This window comes from Sphingomonas sp. Leaf407 (assembly GCF_001425385.1).
Taxonomy (GTDB): domain Bacteria; phylum Pseudomonadota; class Alphaproteobacteria; order Sphingomonadales; family Sphingomonadaceae; genus Sphingomonas.
The window spans coordinates 30462-47229 of sequence record NZ_LMQO01000009.1 but is presented as its reverse complement, the minus strand read 5'-3'; the positions used below and the strand labels follow the sequence as shown (position 1 = coordinate 47229).

The following is a 16768-nucleotide window of genomic DNA, read 5'->3' as shown; positions in this document are numbered from 1 at the left end:
GTTTACAACTCGCAGTCACTAGATGGCTTCCGCCCTGGGAGATGAAACATGGCCGCCGTGGCCTTCAATATCGACGAGGCCTACGAGCCTACTGCACACGAGATCGAGGCGGCCGGTAACGCCGCGCGTGCACTGTCGAGGGTAGATTCCAGCCGCCCTATTCACCTGACTGTAGAAGGGGCAGGTGAGGACGTTATCAGCCTGCCGTCTGGTGTGTTCAACAGCATCGTCAAGATGCTAGTTGAGATCGGCAACGGTCATGCCGTCACTGTCGTGCCGGTACAGGCAGAGCTTACAACTAGCCAAGCAGCCGACCTGCTCAACATGTCGCGTCCACACCTCATTAAGCTCTTAGAACGCGGTGATCTGCCGTTCCGGATGGTCGGCACGCATCGTAAGCTGCTCGGACGCGACGTGCTGACCTACCGCAGCCGCATGGATGCGGCCCGGCATGAGGCCCTGCAGGAAATGGCGGATCTGGATCAGGAAGCTGGCCTCTTCGACGATCACACGCCTCTCGATCGTCCCTGATGCTGGTCGGCCGCTACACCGTCCTGCTCGATGCCAACGTCATGCACCCCTCCATCGTGCGGGGTGCGCTTTTGTGGTTCGCCGCCAGCCGGCTGTTCCGGCCGCTCTGGAGCGAGGCCATCCTGGCCGAGTGGGAGGAAAGCTTAAGGCGACGGTTTGCCGATCTGGCAGCTGACCATTTCCAACGCCAGCGGACCTACATGGACAGCTTCGGAGAGGCGCTGGTGGAAGGCTACGAACCGCTGATGCCTGCCCTGACACTGCCTGATCCCAAGGACGTCCATGTTCTTGCCGCAGCGATTCACGGCAGAGCCGACGCGATTGTCACGTACAACCTCAAGGATTTTCCGGTCGAAGCAGCCGCCCGCCACGGTATCGAGGTGAAGCATCCCGACGACTTCATCGTTAATGTCATCGACCTCGATACGGCCAAGGCGCTGACCGCAATCGGAAACCAACGCCGTCAGTTTCACAATCCCGCTGTCACCGCCGAAGATTACCTCGACCGCTTTCGGAAAAGCGATTTGGTCCAAGCAAGCCACCGACTGCAACCCCTTGTCGAGCTATTCTGAATGAGGGTTCTGACACCAGTAAGCGCTTGAAAGGCGGCGACCTATCTCAAGCGTCAGAACCGTTCGGTTTTGACACAAAGCTTCCTCGAAAACGATGGTCTTTTGGGAACGATAGATCTTTCCCAAAAGCCGTTTTCACACGAGAAGGGAGAACACTAGAACCGCTTGCGAACGCCCACAGGCGGTAGAGCGCGGCACGCTAAGCGCCGCGCTCGATCGGATTATTCAGCGAGGCTTTCGATAATTGGGCACTCCGGGCGATCATCGCCGTGACAGCGCTCAACCAAGTCGATCAGCGCCAATTGCATAGCTTTCAACGCGCGCGCCTTGCGGCCCAGCTCGGCAGCGCGCGCTTTCGCCAGCGCCTTAACTTCGGCGCTCGACCGATCCCGATCCGACCACAAGCCGAGTAGCGTGCGGATCTCCTCGATTGGAAACCCAAGGTCTCGCGCGTTGGCGATGAACCGCAGCCGATGAATGTCCACTTCCGAATAATCCCGGTAGCTCCCGCGCCGGAGCGGTGCGGGCACAAGGTCGATCTTCTCGTAGTGGCGGATCATGCGTTGCGAGACGCCGCTGGCCTCCGACGCCGCCCCGATGTTCATAGTTTCACCGTGTTCAGACGCAGCGCGTTGAGCACGACGGTGAAGGAAGAGAGGGCCATCGCAGCGCCAGCCAGCATTGGTGACAGAAGGATGCCGGCAACGGGGTAGAGCACGCCGGCCGCGACGGGCACGCCGACCCCGTTGAACAGGAATGAGAAGAACAGGTTCTGCCGAATGTTCCGCATCGTCGCACGGGCGAGCTTGCGCGCGCGCACGATCGCCGAAAGATCGCCGCGTGTGAGCGTCATGCCCGCGCTTTCTATCGCTACGTCGGTTCCCGTCCCCATCGCGAGCCCAACGTCGGCAGCGGCCAGCGCCGGGGCGTCGTTGATACCGTCGCCGGCCATTGCAACCTTGGCACCATCAGCTTTCAATTCGCCGATGATCCGCGCCTTATCTTCCGGTCGCAGATCGGCGCGTACATCGTCCAGGCCGCCCACGGCGCGCGCAACCGCATCGGCCGTCCCGCGATTGTCGCCCGTCAGCATGATAACGCGCAGACCTTCCTTGCGAAGAGCCGCGATGGCGTCGCGCGCCGAAGGGCGCACCGGGTCAGCAACCGCGAGCAAGCCCGCGAGTGCGCCGTCGATCGCGATCAGGATGACGCCGGCTCCCTCGCTCCGATGGCGATCGGCCGAAGCGTCGAGTGACTGGGGATCGGCACCGACCCGGCTCATTTGTGCGGCATTGCCGATCACCACCGATCGGCCGCCAACCGTGGCACTGACACCCATGCCGGTCTGCGAAGCGAAGTCTGCGACCGTGGCGAGTTGCAATCCGCGTTCCTTGGCGGCGACGACGATCGCGTGGGCTAGCGGGTGTTCGGACTGTCCTTCGACAGCCGCAGCGAGCGCGAGCATGTCGTTCTCTCCAACGGTGCCGGTTGCCTCGATCGCGACCAGCGACGGCTTGCCTTCCGTTAGCGTGCCCGTCTTGTCGATGACCAGCGTATCGACCTTATCGAGTGCCTGTAGGCTTTCGGCATTCTTGACGAGCACGCCGGCCTGCGCGCCGCGGCCGGTGCCAACCATAATCGACATAGGGGTCGCGAGCCCGAGCGCGCACGGGCAGGCGATCACCAGCACGGCGATCGCATTAAGAAGGGCGTGACCCATGCGTGGCTCGGGACCGACCAGCGACCACACCACGAAGGTCGCGACCGAGATCAGCACGACCAAAGGTACGAACCAGCCCGATACCCGGTCGGCGACCGCCTGGATCGGGGCACGGCTGCGCTGCGCTTCCGCGACCATGCGGACGATGCGCGCCAGCATCGTGTCCGAACCGACCGCGCCGGCTTCCATAACGAGGCTGCCCGTGCCGTTCACCGTCCCCCCCGTGACTGCGGCATCGACTTCCTTGAGGACGGGGGCCGGCTCGCCGGTGAGCATGGATTCATCGACCGAGGAGCGACCCTCGACCACCACGCCATCGACCGGGATCGCATCGCCGGGGCGGACCCGCAACCGATCTCCGGTTGCCACGTCGGCAAGGCTGACTTCTTCCTCTGACCCGTCAGACCGCAACCGTCGCGCTGTCTTGGGAGCGAGGTCCATGAGGGCGCGTATCGCGCGGCCAGTCGCCGCTCTGGCGCGCAATTCGAGAACCTGTCCGAGCAACACCAGTGTCACGACGACGCCGGCAGCTTCGTAATAGACTGGGACCATGCCCCCGTGCATCCGGAACGTCGCAGGGAAGATGCTGGGCGCGAGTGTTGCGACCAGGCTGTAGAGGAATGCCGCACCGACGCCGATCGCGATCAGCGTGAACATATTCAGATGGCGGGTGCGAAGCGACATCCACCCCCGCTCGAAAAACGGCCATCCCGCCCACAGCACAATTGGCGCAGTGAGTGCGAGTTGGACCCAAGGCGAAGCGGTAGGGCTAACAACATGGAGCCCAAACATCTCGGCGAACATCGAAACAATGAGCAGCGGAACGGTGAGCGCTCCTGCTACCCACAAACGCCGGGTGAAATCGACTAGTTCTGGATTGGGACCGTCATCGAGCGACGGCTCTTCCGGTTCGAGGGCCATGCCGCAAATGGGGCACGTTCCCGGCCCTTCCCGACGAATCTCAGGGTGCATGGGGCACGTCCACATCGCTCCCGGGGTTGCCACCGGCTCGGGCTTTGGCTTGGCCCCAAGGTAGGCATCAGGGTCAGCGACGAACTTGGTTCGACACCCTGCACTACAGAAATGATACTCGTGCCCGGCATGCTCGGCATGGTGCGCTGTTTTTGCCAGATCAACGGTCATGCCGCATACCGGGTCGGTCACTGTGGCAGAAGGTTCTCCGCCCGCTTTCCCTGAGCAGCATCCTTCCTTGGCAGCTTGTGGAACAGCCGGAGATTTGGAGGACGAGCAGCAGGACGCGCCCGCCTCGCGCTCGATCGCAGCAGCTTTATCAGCTTGCTTGTTCGAGCACCCGCAGCCCCCGGCCAAATGGGCGTGGAAATCAGGGTCGTTCATAGAAAAACTCCTTCAACCCGAGAGCATGTAGGGTCTGACACCGTGTCAGGGTCAAGCCCCCCTTCCAACGACTCACGGCACCTAATTAAATTACGTCGCAAAGCTCGATTGCCCTCAAACCAATAGCTACATGGCCGACGCAGGGGGTTCGAGCGTGCCGAGCCAACCTACCAGCACGAGGATCGCGACCACGCACGAAGCCTCGACTGCAAGACTTGTTCGCAAGGTTCGCAGCGCGCCTTTATAATCGCCTGCTGACACCGATCGTTCGAATGCCGGTGTAAAGCGGAAGCGGTTAAGCGAAGCGAGTCCGAGCATCCCACCCAACAGCACAAGCTTGGCGATCAAGAGCCTGCCGTAGACCGTCGTGCCGAGGGTCGGGAGATTGCCAAGGCCAACCAACAGCCAAGCGTTGATGAGGCCGGTGATGACGATCGTACCGACGACAATCGTGCCGGTCAGACCGAACCCGTGCAGCGCTCGATAGGTCAGTGCGAGGTGGGCGGCATCGGTGCGCCGCGCTGGTCGTGTCACCAGCAGCCCAAGCCCGAGCAGCGCTCCCACCCACGCACCAGCGCTCAGGAGATGGAGGATATCGGCCGCCAGATGCACCCACCCGGTCGCGCCTTCGTCCATCGCCCCGTGCCCCGTCCAGGCGAGCGTTGCGAGAGCGACGCCGGAAAAGATGGCGACCAAGCCAAGCGGCATCGTGCGCCGCGCCGCTATTAGGGCAGCGATAGACGCCACCAAGAGCGCGATCATGCGTACTTTCCATGCCGTGCCCGTTGCGGAGTCAGAGAGCAGCATTCCGACTGCTTCCCGATCGATCGGCCACGGAGGTGCACCTGCCATCGCGGCTGCGAGCAGCGCGACCGCTATGCCGGAGAATAGCAGGGCGAGAAGCCCGGTCCCGAACAGCCAAGGGCGGAAGGCAAGCGCGTTGCCGCGCTCACCGACCTTCAACCCGTAGAGGCCGAATGCCGAGAGGCCGAACAGCCCGCTCAGCGTCACGTAAAGCGCGAAGCGAACCGCGATCAGCGGCCAGTCGGCTTCCACCTTACTTCACCGTGAAGGCGTAGTTTCCGGTGATGCGGTGTGTGTCGGTCGAGACCACATGCCAGGCAAGCTTATAGCTACCCGCGCCGAGCGGCGACTTGGGCGTGACGACGAGGGTGCGACCGTCCGAGCCGACAGTTGCGGTCCCGACGACTTTCATTGGTGCGTGCGTCATGCCGCCATGCCCGGTCATCATCAGATCCGCACCGGAAAACTTGGGCATCAGCTTCTCGCTGAAGCGCAGTGTGACATTGGCGGGCTTCGCGACCATCGCATTCGGTGCCGGGGATGCGGATACGAGTTTGGGATGGGCCTGGGCGGCTCCGGCAAGGCCGAGAAGGACGACAGCGGTAGGAAGGAAGACGCGACGCATGGGAATACTCCGATCAGGTTCGTGCCTGTTCTACGCGGCCCGGCCGCTCGCCCCTCATGACGGAAGTCGAGGGGTGATGGGCATCGCTGCGTAACAAGTGGTAGAGGCGCGGAGTGGACAGCATGGACGATCTAGACAGAACATTGGCGAGGCTCGCGGGCGCACCCGTGCCGGCATCGCTGGACGGGATCGAAGCGCAGGTGTTCGCACGCATCGGTGCGCAGCCCGTCGCACGGTTGACCGGATTGGGCGTCGGGGGCGTGATGGTCGCAGCGCTCGCGATCGGCATGGTTGGCGCGGAACTTCCGGCGACCGCCAGCCCTGCGGTGTCGCTTTCGCCGCTCGGGGGCGCATCACCACTGGCGCCATCGGTCTTGCTGATTGGTGAGCCATGACATCGACCAAGCGGCTTATCGTCTGCGTTGTACTGGCCTTCCTCGCGGCTATCGCAGGCGTATTTCTTGCGCGCGTGTTGCTGCCCCAGCCTAAGCAACCGGGCACCGCCTTGCACGAGGTCCTGCACCATAAGCTGGCGCTTGATGGCAATCAGCAGGCCCGGCTGAAAAGCCTAGAGGACCGGTTCGCGGTGCAACGCCACGCGCTGGAATTGGAAATGCGCGCGGACAATGCACGGCTAGCCGAGGCCATTGAGACCGAGCATGGCAACGGCCCCAAGGTGACCGCCGCGGTCGATCAGAGTCATGCGGCGATGGGCGAGTTACAGAAGGCAACGTTGGCGCATATCTTCGCCATGCGGCAGCTTTTGCGCCCGGATCAGACCCCCCAATTCGATGCTGCGGTGGTGAAGGCGCTCACCGACGACCAGGGGTGAGCCTCGATTGGACCACCCTGTCCGACGGCGAACTGGCGACGCTCAGCATCGCTGGCCGACAAGCGGCATTCTCCGAAATCATGCGTCGCTATCGTCAGCCTATATTCCGGCTCGCGCGCGCCTTTGTCGGCGAGGCCGACGAAGCGCTCGATTTGGTTCAAGAGACGTTTGTCGCGGCGCATCAGGCGATGCCGCGCTACGATACACAGCGGGCGATGAAAGCATGGCTTTCTACGATCGCCGTCAACAAATGCCGGGATTGGGCAAGGAAGCGCGCGGTCCGTCGGTTTTTCTCCTTTGCCGCACCGCTCGACGAACAGGCCGAGACGATCGCGGACGATCAGGTAGCAATCGATGACGCAGCAGCCGATCGGCAGGAACTTGCCAAAGTGACGCGCGCCATCGCGACCTTGCCGATGAATCTCAAAGAACCGTTGGTGCTCCGCACGATCGAGGGTTTGAGCCAGGCGGAAACGGCCGATGTATTGGGGATCAGCCAGAAGGCGGTCGAAACCAGGCTATATCGGGCTCGCGCGCGCCTCGCCGAAAATTTGAAAGAGAACCAAGGGGTAGGCGCACGGGACGCGTAAGAGGTGAGACGGGCCGGCAGCGGCTCAATCCCAAGGAGCTACCATGTCGCGCGTTCTAGACCGCCGCCAATTGCTGCGCGGTGCCACTCTTGCAGGAGGCGGTGTTGCGCTGTCGGCATATATGCCGGCATGGGCGCAGCCTGTTTCCGCTGGTATTGTGAAGCCGCTGCCTACTGTATCGGGTGATGAAATCCGGCTCCGGGTCGCGCACCAGATGATGATGATCGACGGACGGCAGAGCCACGCCATCGGCATTAACGGCACTGTGCCCGCACCGCTGATCCGGCTGCGGGAAGGTCAGACCGTGCGGCTGCATGTCGAGAACGGTCTTGATGAGCAGACCTCGTTGCACTGGCACGGCCTGATCGTGCCGTTCCAGATGGACGGCGTGCCGGGCGTTGCCTTCCCCGGCATCGATAAGCGCACGACCTTCACCTACGAGTTCCCGATCGTGCAGGCCGGCACCTATTGGTATCACAGCCATTCCGGGTTGCAGGAGCAGATGGGGCTCTACGGCCCCATCGTGATCGACCCCAAGGGCGTTGACCCGATCCAGTCGGATCGCGAGCACGTTATCGTGCTGTCCGACCACAGCCAGCTCCACCCGCATCGCATCTTCATGAAGCTCAAGAAGCAGTCGGGCTATTTCAACCGGCAGCAGCAGACGCTCGCCGGCCTGCTCAAGGGCGAGGACCAGCCGCTCAAGGATCGCCTCGATTGGGGCAAGATGCGGATGGACCCGACCGACGTCGCCGACGTGACGGGTTCAAACTACACCTATCTCGTCAACGGGCATGGGCCGCAGGACAATTGGACGGGGCTGTTCAGGCCGGGCGAGCGGGTGCGGCTGCGTGTCATCAATGCGTCCGCGATGACGACCTTCAACGTCCGGATTCCGGGGTTGAAGCTGAGCGTTGTCCAGGCGGACGGCCTCAACGTCCGTCCCGTTGAGGTCGACGAGTTCCAGATCGGCGTGGCCGAGACCTACGACGTGATCGTCACTCCATCGGACGAGCGCGCCTACACGCTGGTCGGTGAGAGCGTGGACAGGTCCGGCATGGCGCGCGCAACGCTAAGCCCCCGCGAAGGCATGGCCGCTGAAGTCCCTCCACTTCGCAAGCGCCCTGTCGCCACCATGAAGGACATGGGGATGGACATGAACATGGATATGTCGGGCGGCGGTTCGATGCAGGGCATGGACCATAGTGGCATGCCTGGAATGGATCACGGATCAATGGCCACGGCTGAAAAGCCCGCCGCTGCGATGGACCACGCGCAGATGGACCACGGTGCTGCCGGTGCCGGCGCGGGCGGAATGGCCGGGATGGATCACGGCGCGATGCAGTCGGGTGCTACGATGCCAGGCATGGCAGGTGCGCCCGACGCCGCAGGTGGTATGGCAATGGGCGGCATGGCGGGCATGGACATGAACATGCGCGACTTTTCGAAAGCGCCGGGCGTGAAGAAGGGGCCGGGTGTCCAGACCATCTCGCCGATGCCGATGGATCGTACCGGCGACCCCGGTCAGGGTCTGGAGAATGTCGGGCATCGTGTGCTGAATTACCGCGATCTGGTCGCGGTCGATCGCAATCCCGATGTGCGCGCGCCGTCGCGCGAGGTGCAGATCCACCTTACCGGCAACATGGAACGCTACATGTGGGCGCTCGACGGTGAAAAGCTGTCCGAGGTGAAGGCACCGATCCCATTTCTTGCTGGCGAGCGCGTCCGCGTCACGCTGGTCAACGACACGATGATGGGCCACCCGATCCACTTGCACGGCCACTTCTTCGAATTGGTGACGGGGCACGGCGCGTACAGCCCGAGAAAGCATACCGTCATGGTCCAACCGGGGGGCAAGGTCAGTTGGGACGTGACCGCCAACGAGGGCGATTGGGCATTCCACTGCCACATGCTCTACCACATGCACGCGGGCATGATGCAGGTCGTCCAGGTCCGTTCGGCGAAGGGAGAGGCGGCATGAAGGCGCTGCTTCTCGCCGGGATCGGCGCGCTGGTCGCCACGGCACCTGCCACGGCGCAGACGATGGACCATTCAATGATGCCGGGCATGAGCATGCCGGGCATGAAAATGCCGGCGAAAAAACCGACCGCTAGATCGAGACCGGCCACAAAGCGGGCCCCTGCCAAGAAGGCAGCGACTAGGAAGGTCCCGGCAAAGCGTCCCTCCAAGCCTGCAGCCGATCCACATGCCGAACACACGATGCCCGGCATGGACATGAGCGGTGCGAACGCGGCCGATCCGCACGCCGGCCACGACATGTCCCAAATGTCAGGCATGAACCCTGCTCCGGCTACCGCAACAGGCGAGCACACCGGCCATGATATGTCGGCGATGCCCGGCATGGATATGGCACCCGGCCAGCCAACGCAGCATGACATGTCTTCAATGCCGGGAATGGCGACCGTGCCTGTCGGTACAGACCTGAAGCCGGGCAATGCGCCCGCGCCTGCACCATCTCCGGTGCTGGCAGCGTCTCGCTATTACGGCGAGGCAGCCATGAGCGATGCCAACCGCGACCTGCGCCGCGAGCATGGCGGAATGACCTACTACCAAGTGCTCTTCAACCTTGCCGAGTATCAGGCGCGCAAAGGCGGGGACGGCTATCGATGGGATGGCGAGGCTTGGATCGGGGGAGACATCAACCGTCTCACCCTGAAGAGCGAAGGCGAGGGCACATTTGGCAAACCGCTCGAAGCGGCCGAGGTGCAGGCGCTCTACAGCCGTGCGCTCGATCCCTATTGGAACCTTCAGGCGGGCGTCCGCTACGACTTCAAGCCGAACCCTTCTCGCACCTACGCGACGGTCGGGATCGAGGGGCTTGCGCCCTATTGGTTCGACGTCGAGGGGGCACTGTTCCTTTCTGACAAGGGCGACGTGCTTGGCCGAGCCGAGGCATGGTACGACGAGCGAGTGACACAATTCTTCGTCCTTCAGCCTCGCGTGGAAGCCAACTTTGCAGCCCAAGACGTGCGCCAGGACGGCATCGGATCGGGGCTTACGGACCTCGAACTCGGGCTCAGGCTGCGCTACGAAAAGTCGCGTGAGTTTGCGCCCTACATCGGCGTGTCGTGGGAAAGGCAATTCGGCGACACGGCACGCTTCACGAGAGCACGCGGTGATGACACGGGCGGCTTCAGCTTCGTTGCCGGCGTGAGGACCTGGTTCTGAGGAGCGGCAGGCTCCGCCTTCATGTCGGTGCCAGCAAGCTTCATCGCTGGCTGGCACTGATTATCGGGGTGCAGCTACTGCTCTGGTTCTCCAGCGGCTTGTTGATGAGCATCCTGCCGATCGAGCGGGTACGAGGAGAACACCTCGTTGCACGCGAGAACACGGCGACGATCGATCCGGCTCAGGAGTTTGCTTCCCCGGCATCGGTGTTGGGCGCTGCCCCCGGCCCGGTGCGCGAACTGCGCTACACGACCTTGTTCGGACAACCCGTCGCCGAGTTGACGATGGCTAACGGCACGGTCCGGATGCACGACGCCCGGACCGGTTTGCCGATGCAGCGTATCGATGCGCCCTTTGCGCTACGAGTTGCACGCGCGGCATATCGCGGCCCCGGTGTCCCTGTTGCGTCCGTCATGTTTGCTCGAACAGCGAGCACGGAGTTTCGTGGCAAACTGCCGGTCTGGCGTGTGGAGTTCGAGGACGCCGAGACGACGCGCGTGTTCGTGTCACCGGAGAACGGTAGGATTGTCGGTGTCCGAACGGGTACGTGGCGGCTCTATGATTTTTTCTGGGGCCTCCACATCATGGACTGGAAAAACCATGAGAACTTCAACACCCCTTGGATGATGGCATTTGCAGCTGGGGGGCTAGCCCTTGCGGTGGCAGGCGTGGTGCTGCTCTACATGCGCTGGCCGCGCCGCAGGCAAAGAAAAGTCCAAGGGGTGCACGACGTTGCCGCGTAACTCTCTCTAGGTGGGGGATACCTCGGGAGAACGACTATGAAGACCATTACCACGATCGGCATGTTAGCCGCAGCGCTCGCCGCCAGTCCGCTTGCCGCACAGAGCAGCATGGCGGGCATGGATCATAGCCAGATGCAGGGAATGGATCATTCCAAGATGATGAATGATCCGGGCAATCCTTACGCCGCATCCGAGATGGACATGCATCAGAAGATGATGGCCGCGAAGCAGGGAGACGCATCGGAGATGTGGACCCGCAAGATGATCGAACATCATCGTGGAGCCGTTACCATGTCGCGCGTGGCGCTTCGGGACGCGAAGGATGCCGACACGAAGCGGATGGCGCAGATGACCATTACGAAGCAGGAAAAGGACATCGCCGAGCTTCAGGGCTGGCTCAAGTCGCATGGCAAGCGCGCCCAATAAGGCCGCTGGCAGGAACCCCGCCCCCGGGCGGGGCTTCACCAAAGGAGTTTAGCAATGAAGTTTACGATCCGGAGTGCGATCGTCGCCGCAGCGATGATGACCCCGGCTGTGGCCTTAGCGGCGAACAGCATTGCCATGCACCGCGATCCAGGGTGCGGCTGTTGCGAGCAGTGGGCCAAGCAGGTCCGTCAGCAGTTCGGGCGCAACGTGCAGATCATCGATGACGCTCACCGCGATGTGCTTCAGCGCAAGATGGGTGTCCCCGCCGACCTCAGTTCATGTCACACCGCGGTAGTCGACGGTATGGCATTTGAGGGCCATGTACCGATTGCCGACATGAAACGGGTGCTTGCCCAGCATCCCAAAGGCGTAAACGGGCTTGCCGTGCCGGGTATGCCGGTGGGATCACCTGGCATGGAAATGCCGGGCATGAACGCACAGCCCTATGAGGTGATCGCGTTCGGACCAACCGGACGCAAGGTGTTCGCCCGCCATTAAAAGAGGGAGGCGCGGACGCCTCCCTCCCATTTACTTTTCATGCCCGACATGTCGTGGCCGGCATGGTCTTTACGCCTGCCGCTTTCATGTCGGTGCAGGGCGTTGTCGGAATCGATAGTGGTTTGAAGATCGTGAGAGCTTTCATAACTTAACATATCCGCTATGCCGGATGCATGGATAACGATTCGGCTATCATTGCGCTTGGTGCGCTCGCGCAAGGCACACGCCTCGACGTGTTTCGCCTGCTGGTTCGCCACGAACCGGACGGCATGGCGGCGGGTGAAATTGCCCGTCAGCTCGACGTGCCGCAGAACACCATGTCCGCGCACCTCGGCATTCTCGCGCGCGCCGGCATCGTGCGCTCGGAACGGCATAGCCGGTCGATTATTTACCGTGCCGATCTAGACGGGCTGCGCGCGCTAACGCTGTTCCTCGTCAAGGATTGCTGTGCCGGCTCGCCTGAACTGTGTGCGCCGCTCCTGGCCGAACTCACCCCCTGCTGCTGAAAGGACGCCCCGTGGCCGTCGATATCGTGATCTATCACAACCCCGAGTGCGGCACGTCGCGCAACACGCTGGCGATGATCCGCAATGCTGGCATCGAGCCGCACGTCATCGAATATCTGAAAACCCCACCCTCGCGCGCGTTGCTGGTCGAGCTGATCGACCGCGCCGGGATCACGCCCCGCGATCTGCTACGCGAGAAGGGGACGCCCTATGCGGAGCTGGGCCTTGGTGACGATGCGCTGTCAGACGACACGCTGGTGGACGCGATGATGGCGCATCCGGTCCTCATTAACCGGCCGCTGGTCGTCTCGCCGCTCGGCGTGAAGCTGTGCCGACCGTCCGAAGCGGTCCTCGATCTGCTGCCTGATGCCCAACAGGGCGCGTTTGCCAAGGAAGACGGCGAACAGGTTGTGGATGCTTCGGGCCAGCGCATCGCCTGATGCTGCTCGCGTTCGCTATCTTCGTCGTCACGATCGCGCTCGTCATCTGGCAGCCCAAGGGCCTGGGCATCGGCTGGAGCGCGCTAGGCGGCGCGGCCGTCGCGCTACTCGTCGGGGTCGTTTCGCTCTCTGACGTGCCGGTGGTGTGGGGCATCGTCTGGAACGCGACCGCGACGTTCGTCGCGATCATCATCGTCAGCCTGTTGCTCGATGAAGCCGGGTTCTTCGAATGGGCGGCGCTCCACGTTGCGCGCTGGGGCGGGGGGCATGGTCGTCGGCTGTTCGTGCTGATCGTCCTGCTCGGGGCGGCGGTGTCGGCGCTGTTCGCCAATGACGGCGCCGCGCTGATCCTGACGCCGATCGTCATCGCGATGCTGAGGGCCCTGGGATACAAGGACAAGGCGACGCTGGCGTTCGTCATGGCGGCGGGGTTCATTGCCGATACCGCAAGCCTGCCGCTGATCGTCTCCAACCTCGTCAACATCGTGTCGGCCGACTTCTTCCGGATCGGCTTTGCCGATTATGCCTCGGTGATGGTGCCGGTCGATCTGGCGTCGATCGCCGCGACGCTGGTCGTGCTGCTGCTGTTCTTCCGGCGCGACATACCCGCCAGCTACGATGTGGCGCAGCTCCGCGCGCCCGCTGATGCGATCCGTGACCATGCCACATTCAAGGCGGGCTGGGTCGTCCTCGCCCTGCTGCTCGCCGGCTTCTTCTTGCTCGAACCTATCGGCGTGCCGGTCAGCGCCGTCGCTGCTGCCGGTGCCGTGCTCTTGCTGGTCATCGCCGCGCGCGGCCATGTCATCCAGACGCGCAAGGTGCTGGCCGGCGCGCCGTGGCAGGTCGTGATCTTCTCGCTCGGCATGTACCTGGTCGTCTATGGCCTGCGGAATGCCGGACTGACCGACCATCTTGCCGGCCTGCTCGATCGCACCGCGCAAGGCGGCGTTTGGGGTGCGGCGTTCGGCACCGGGATCATTGCCGCGCTGCTGTCGTCGGTGATGAACAACATGCCGACCGTTCTGGTGGGTGCGCTGTCGATCGACGCGACGCACGCCACGGGCGCGATCAAGGAAGCCATGATTTACGCCAACGTGATCGGGTGCGACCTTGGCCCGAAAATCACACCGATTGGCTCGCTCGCGACGCTGCTCTGGCTGCACGTCCTCGGGCAAAAGGGCATTCGGATCGGCTGGGGCTATTACTTCAAGGTCGGCGCGACGCTAACGATTCCGGTGCTGCTGGTAACGCTCGCGGCACTCGCGATCAGGATCAGCATGGGATGACGGCACTCGTATATCTGGCCGCGTCGCTCGCGGAAATCGCAGGCTGCTTTGCCTTTTGGGCATGGTTGCGGCTGGGCAAATCGCCCCTGTGGCTGGCTCCGGGCGTGGTATCGCTTGTGCTGTTCGCCTGGCTGCTGACACGCGTGGACAGCGATGCAGCAGGGCGGGCCTATGCAGCCTATGGCGGCGTCTACATCTGTGCATCGCTGATCTGGCTGTGGGCTGTCGAAGGGGTGAGGCCCGACCGCTGGGACGCTGGTGGAGCGACACTCTGCCTGATCGGCACCTGTATCATTCTGCTTGGCCCAAGGACCGCCTGATGCCGCTTCGCGCCCTCTCTGACCCCGATCATCTACCCGCCCTTGATCGGCGCTATGCGCTCGATCGTCCTGCCCTTGGGCTGGGCGCTGGTGATCCACCTCCGCGCATACTGTTGCTCTACGGCTCTTTGCGGGAGCGGTCCTTTTCGCGGTTGTGCGTTGAGGAAGCCGCTCGCCTGCTGCAATTCTTCGGCTGCGAAACGCGAATCTTCGATCCTTCGACGTTGCCGCTGCCCGATCAGGTGACGGGGGACGATCACCTGGCCGTCCACGAGCTACGCGAACTGTCGATGTGGTCGGAGGGGCATGTGTGGTGCAGCCCCGAGCGCCACGGCCAGATCACCGGCATCATGAAGCTGCAAGTCGATCACCTGCCGCTGTCGATGGGTGGGATGCGCCCGACGCAGGGCCGCACGCTTGCCGTCATGCAGGTGTCGGCCGGATCGCAGTCGTTCAACAGCGTGAACACCCTGCGCGTCCTCGGCCGTTGGATGCGAATGGTGACGATCCCAAACCAATCGAGCGTCGCGAAGGCGTTTGCGGAGTTCGACGAAAGCGACCGAATGAAGCCTTCGGCCTACTATGATCGGATCGTGGATGTGATGGAGGAGCTGGTGCGCTTCACGGTCCTTCTACGCCCGCACACCACGCAGCTTGTTGATCGCTATTCCGAGCGAAAGGAGGCAGATGTGCCGATCGATAGCGCCACGGACCTTTCGAGCATCGCAACCTCGCCAACGTACCGGAAAGGCGAGTAAAGTTCTCTTAGTGTGGCGAACCGCTCCTCCGACATTGTGCATCACTGAGTGTGCTTCTAGATGCATCCAATGAAACGCCGGGCTCGCCCATTCTCCAAGATATTGCGTTCCATGGCGTTTTTCGTCCTGGCAGTGATGTTGCTGGTCCGGCTTGGCCCGCTCTGCGAGACGATGGCGATGGCCGCGCCTCCGGCTGCGTCCGCGATGATGGACTGCGCCAGCAAATCAGCAGGCGCTCCCATCAAAAAGGCACCTGCGTCGGCCTGCGCCATACCGTGCGTTGCGGTTGCCGGCGAAACCGTCGAGCATATCGGGCTGGTTCCGTCCTCCCATCTATCGCCTTGGCCAGCTCCACAGACGGGCCTTTTGGGCATGGCATACGCTCCGGCCACGCCCCCTCCGCAAACCGTGTGACGTCGAACACCATCACACGTAAATTTCGGAGAATATCATGACCAAGTTTAAGCTCATCAGCGCTGCCTTCGCCCTCACTCTGTCGACTGGCGCATTCGCCGCTGTCGCCAATTGCTGCGCCGACATGGCGTGCTGCAAGGACGGTGCGGACTGCTGCAAGGATGGCGCAAAAGCCAAGGCCGCGGACTGCTGCGATCATGCTAAGGGCGGCATGAAGCACGGCTGAAGCTGGATAGGGGCGGGCAACCGCCCCTATTTTTCTAGTCTACATCTACCCGCCGCGGCACGCCGTCGCGCCATGGTCGCTGTGACGAGCGGAGAGTTACCCGTAGGGTTGAGGCTCTTCCCCGAACCGCATCCATCGTTCGGCCCATCTCGCGTGCGATTACCGCCAGAGTCTGCTTGGCCTCGATACGCCGACGAAGCTCGACGTCATCATCATTGGTCCAAGACGTTCCACGTCGAGCGGTCAGCCCAAAAACTCCTCGATCAGGAGCAATCCCAAAAAGCCGATGAAAAACATGGCGCTGATAAGCGGGGTATCGGGCTTCTCGTGCGCCTCCACCAATAGCTCTTCCGTCACAAGGTAGAGCAGCGCCATCAAACCGAAACTGAGAAACCCGGCGATGACGACGGGCGGAAACGTCGCAACGGGAGTCGCTATCGCCGCACCGATCGGCAGCAACAACGCGATCCCCATCGTAATCGCGATGATCCGCGCCTTGGACTTGATCGTCTCGCCCAACTCGGTGGTCACGGTCAGTCCGAGAAACAGCACCTCCAACGTCAACGCGATCGTCAGCAACACGCCGGCCTTCCCGCCAGCGACGAACGCCAACCCGAGAACAAGCCCGTCGATCAGGATATCCACTGCGACCGCGCCCAACATAGCGATCGGGCCACTGGCGCGACCCTCAAGAGCTTTGAGCGACAGCATCACGAGAATGCCAAGCGCGCCGCCTGTGAATGTCGCGATCGGTGAACCTTCGTGCATCACCTGGGGCAAGATCTCGGCTGCCGCTGCGGCGAACACGACGCCTGCCGCCAAGTGCTGCATAGCGCTTACGAAGGCATCACTTGGCCGTCTCGATACCGCGAATAGCGAGCCGATCAGTACGGCGACGACGGGAATGAGCGTGAAGGCAACGGCCTGCATAG

General features: G+C 62.7%; 22 protein-coding genes. 16 read left to right on the top strand and 6 right to left on the bottom strand.

All coding sequences use genetic code 11. From position 1 onward, the window contains the following. Window positions 1-48: 48 nt before the first annotated feature. Together ASG37_RS17205 and ASG37_RS17200 are read left to right on the top strand one after the other, a co-directional pair. Window positions 49-531: a helix-turn-helix domain-containing protein gene (locus ASG37_RS17205; RefSeq protein WP_055763354.1), complete on the top strand. Its 483-nt coding sequence runs from the start codon at window positions 49-51 to the stop codon at window positions 529-531. Next, complete coding sequence (locus tag ASG37_RS17200; protein WP_055763351.1) at window positions 531-1103, top strand: putative toxin-antitoxin system toxin component, PIN family; 573 nt, start codon at window positions 531-533, stop codon at window positions 1101-1103. Before ASG37_RS17205 ends, ASG37_RS17200 begins: the two co-directional genes overlap by 1 nt. Window positions 1104-1324: 221 nt before the next feature. Here the strand turns inward: ASG37_RS17200 and ASG37_RS17195 are convergent, their stop codons facing one another. From ASG37_RS17195 to copC, 4 genes are all read right to left on the bottom strand, one after another. Further along, window positions 1325-1708, bottom strand: a complete 384-nt coding sequence (locus tag ASG37_RS17195) for a MerR family DNA-binding protein (RefSeq protein ID WP_055763348.1) — start codon at window positions 1706-1708, stop codon at window positions 1325-1327. After that, window positions 1705-4179 (bottom strand): heavy metal translocating P-type ATPase, encoded by a 2475-nt coding sequence (locus ASG37_RS17190; protein ID WP_082445487.1) that lies wholly within the window; start codon window positions 4177-4179, stop codon window positions 1705-1707. Before ASG37_RS17190 ends, ASG37_RS17195 begins: the two co-directional genes overlap by 4 nt. 126 nt (window positions 4180-4305) lie before the next feature. Next, entirely contained in the window at window positions 4306-5235 is a 930-nt protein-coding gene (gene copD / locus ASG37_RS17185; protein WP_055763342.1) for a copper homeostasis membrane protein CopD, read from the bottom strand. A 1-nt stretch (window position 5236) separates the two neighbouring features. Next, a complete protein-coding gene (gene copC, locus ASG37_RS17180) occupies window positions 5237-5608 on the bottom strand; it encodes a copper homeostasis periplasmic binding protein CopC (RefSeq protein WP_055763339.1) in 372 nt (123 codons plus the stop codon). A gap of 122 nt (window positions 5609-5730) precedes the next feature. On the opposite strand from copC, the gene ASG37_RS17175 reads away from it, so the two are divergent. From ASG37_RS17175 to arsH, 13 genes are all read left to right on the top strand, one after another. Beyond that, a complete protein-coding gene (locus ASG37_RS17175; protein WP_055763369.1) occupies window positions 5731-6003 on the top strand; it encodes a hypothetical protein in 273 nt (90 codons plus the stop codon). Further along, window positions 6000-6440 carry a periplasmic heavy metal sensor gene (locus ASG37_RS17170; protein ID WP_055763336.1) on the top strand — a complete coding sequence of 147 codons (441 nt, stop codon included), beginning with the start codon at window positions 6000-6002 and terminating at the stop codon, window positions 6438-6440. The genes ASG37_RS17175 and ASG37_RS17170 overlap by 4 nt, the downstream gene beginning before the upstream one ends. Next, window positions 6437-7030, top strand: a complete 594-nt coding sequence (locus ASG37_RS17165) for an RNA polymerase sigma factor (RefSeq protein WP_055763333.1) — start codon at window positions 6437-6439, stop codon at window positions 7028-7030. Before ASG37_RS17170 ends, ASG37_RS17165 begins: the two co-directional genes overlap by 4 nt. A 43-nt stretch (window positions 7031-7073) precedes the next feature. Then, the gene (locus ASG37_RS17160) at window positions 7074-9011 is read left to right on the top strand and encodes a copper resistance system multicopper oxidase (protein ID WP_055763328.1); all 1938 of its coding nucleotides are present in this window, start codon (window positions 7074-7076) and stop codon (window positions 9009-9011) included. Next, the gene (locus ASG37_RS17155; RefSeq protein WP_055763326.1) at window positions 9008-10219 is read left to right on the top strand and encodes a copper resistance protein B; all 1212 of its coding nucleotides are present in this window, start codon (window positions 9008-9010) and stop codon (window positions 10217-10219) included. Before ASG37_RS17160 ends, ASG37_RS17155 begins: the two co-directional genes overlap by 4 nt. Continuing rightward, the gene (locus ASG37_RS17150; RefSeq protein WP_055763323.1) at window positions 10210-10962 is read left to right on the top strand and encodes a PepSY domain-containing protein; all 753 of its coding nucleotides are present in this window, start codon (window positions 10210-10212) and stop codon (window positions 10960-10962) included. The genes ASG37_RS17155 and ASG37_RS17150 overlap by 10 nt, the downstream gene beginning before the upstream one ends. A gap of 36 nt (window positions 10963-10998) precedes the next feature. Then, entirely contained in the window at window positions 10999-11388 is a 390-nt protein-coding gene (locus tag ASG37_RS17145; protein WP_235516307.1) for a DUF305 domain-containing protein, read from the top strand. Between the two features lie 54 nt (window positions 11389-11442). Next, window positions 11443-11886 (top strand): DUF411 domain-containing protein, encoded by a 444-nt coding sequence (locus ASG37_RS17140; RefSeq protein ID WP_055763320.1) that lies wholly within the window; start codon window positions 11443-11445, stop codon window positions 11884-11886. A gap of 173 nt (window positions 11887-12059) precedes the next feature. After that, entirely contained in the window at window positions 12060-12392 is a 333-nt protein-coding gene (locus ASG37_RS17135; RefSeq protein WP_055763316.1) for an ArsR/SmtB family transcription factor, read from the top strand. A gap of 11 nt (window positions 12393-12403) precedes the next feature. After that, window positions 12404-12832 carry an arsenate reductase (glutaredoxin) gene (gene arsC, locus ASG37_RS17130; RefSeq protein WP_082446616.1) on the top strand — a complete coding sequence of 143 codons (429 nt, stop codon included), beginning with the start codon at window positions 12404-12406 and terminating at the stop codon, window positions 12830-12832. Next, on the top strand, window positions 12832-14118 hold the full coding sequence (locus tag ASG37_RS17125; RefSeq protein WP_055763311.1) for an arsenic transporter: 1287 nt from the start codon (window positions 12832-12834) through the stop codon (window positions 14116-14118). Before arsC ends, ASG37_RS17125 begins: the two co-directional genes overlap by 1 nt. Next, the gene (locus tag ASG37_RS17120; RefSeq protein ID WP_055763308.1) at window positions 14115-14438 is read left to right on the top strand and encodes a YnfA family protein; all 324 of its coding nucleotides are present in this window, start codon (window positions 14115-14117) and stop codon (window positions 14436-14438) included. The genes ASG37_RS17125 and ASG37_RS17120 overlap by 4 nt, the downstream gene beginning before the upstream one ends. Next, a complete protein-coding gene (gene arsH, locus ASG37_RS17115; protein ID WP_055763304.1) occupies window positions 14438-15196 on the top strand; it encodes an arsenical resistance protein ArsH in 759 nt (252 codons plus the stop codon). Before ASG37_RS17120 ends, arsH begins: the two co-directional genes overlap by 1 nt. Before the next feature lie 56 nt (window positions 15197-15252). On the opposite strand, the gene ASG37_RS17110 is transcribed toward arsH, so the two are convergent. Further along, window positions 15253-15468 carry a hypothetical protein gene (locus ASG37_RS17110; protein WP_055763301.1) on the bottom strand — a complete coding sequence of 72 codons (216 nt, stop codon included), beginning with the start codon at window positions 15466-15468 and terminating at the stop codon, window positions 15253-15255. A 179-nt stretch (window positions 15469-15647) separates the two neighbouring features. Here ASG37_RS17110 and ASG37_RS17105 point away from each other — a divergent pair, with 179 nt between their 5' ends. Then, window positions 15648-15836 carry a hypothetical protein gene (locus ASG37_RS17105; protein WP_041394287.1) on the top strand — a complete coding sequence of 63 codons (189 nt, stop codon included), beginning with the start codon at window positions 15648-15650 and terminating at the stop codon, window positions 15834-15836. A gap of 243 nt (window positions 15837-16079) precedes the next feature. Here ASG37_RS17105 and ASG37_RS17100 read toward each other — a convergent pair whose 3' ends face one another. After that, window positions 16080-16766, bottom strand: a complete 687-nt coding sequence (locus ASG37_RS17100; RefSeq protein ID WP_055763298.1) for a ZIP family metal transporter — start codon at window positions 16764-16766, stop codon at window positions 16080-16082. Window positions 16767-16768 lie beyond the last annotated feature (2 nt).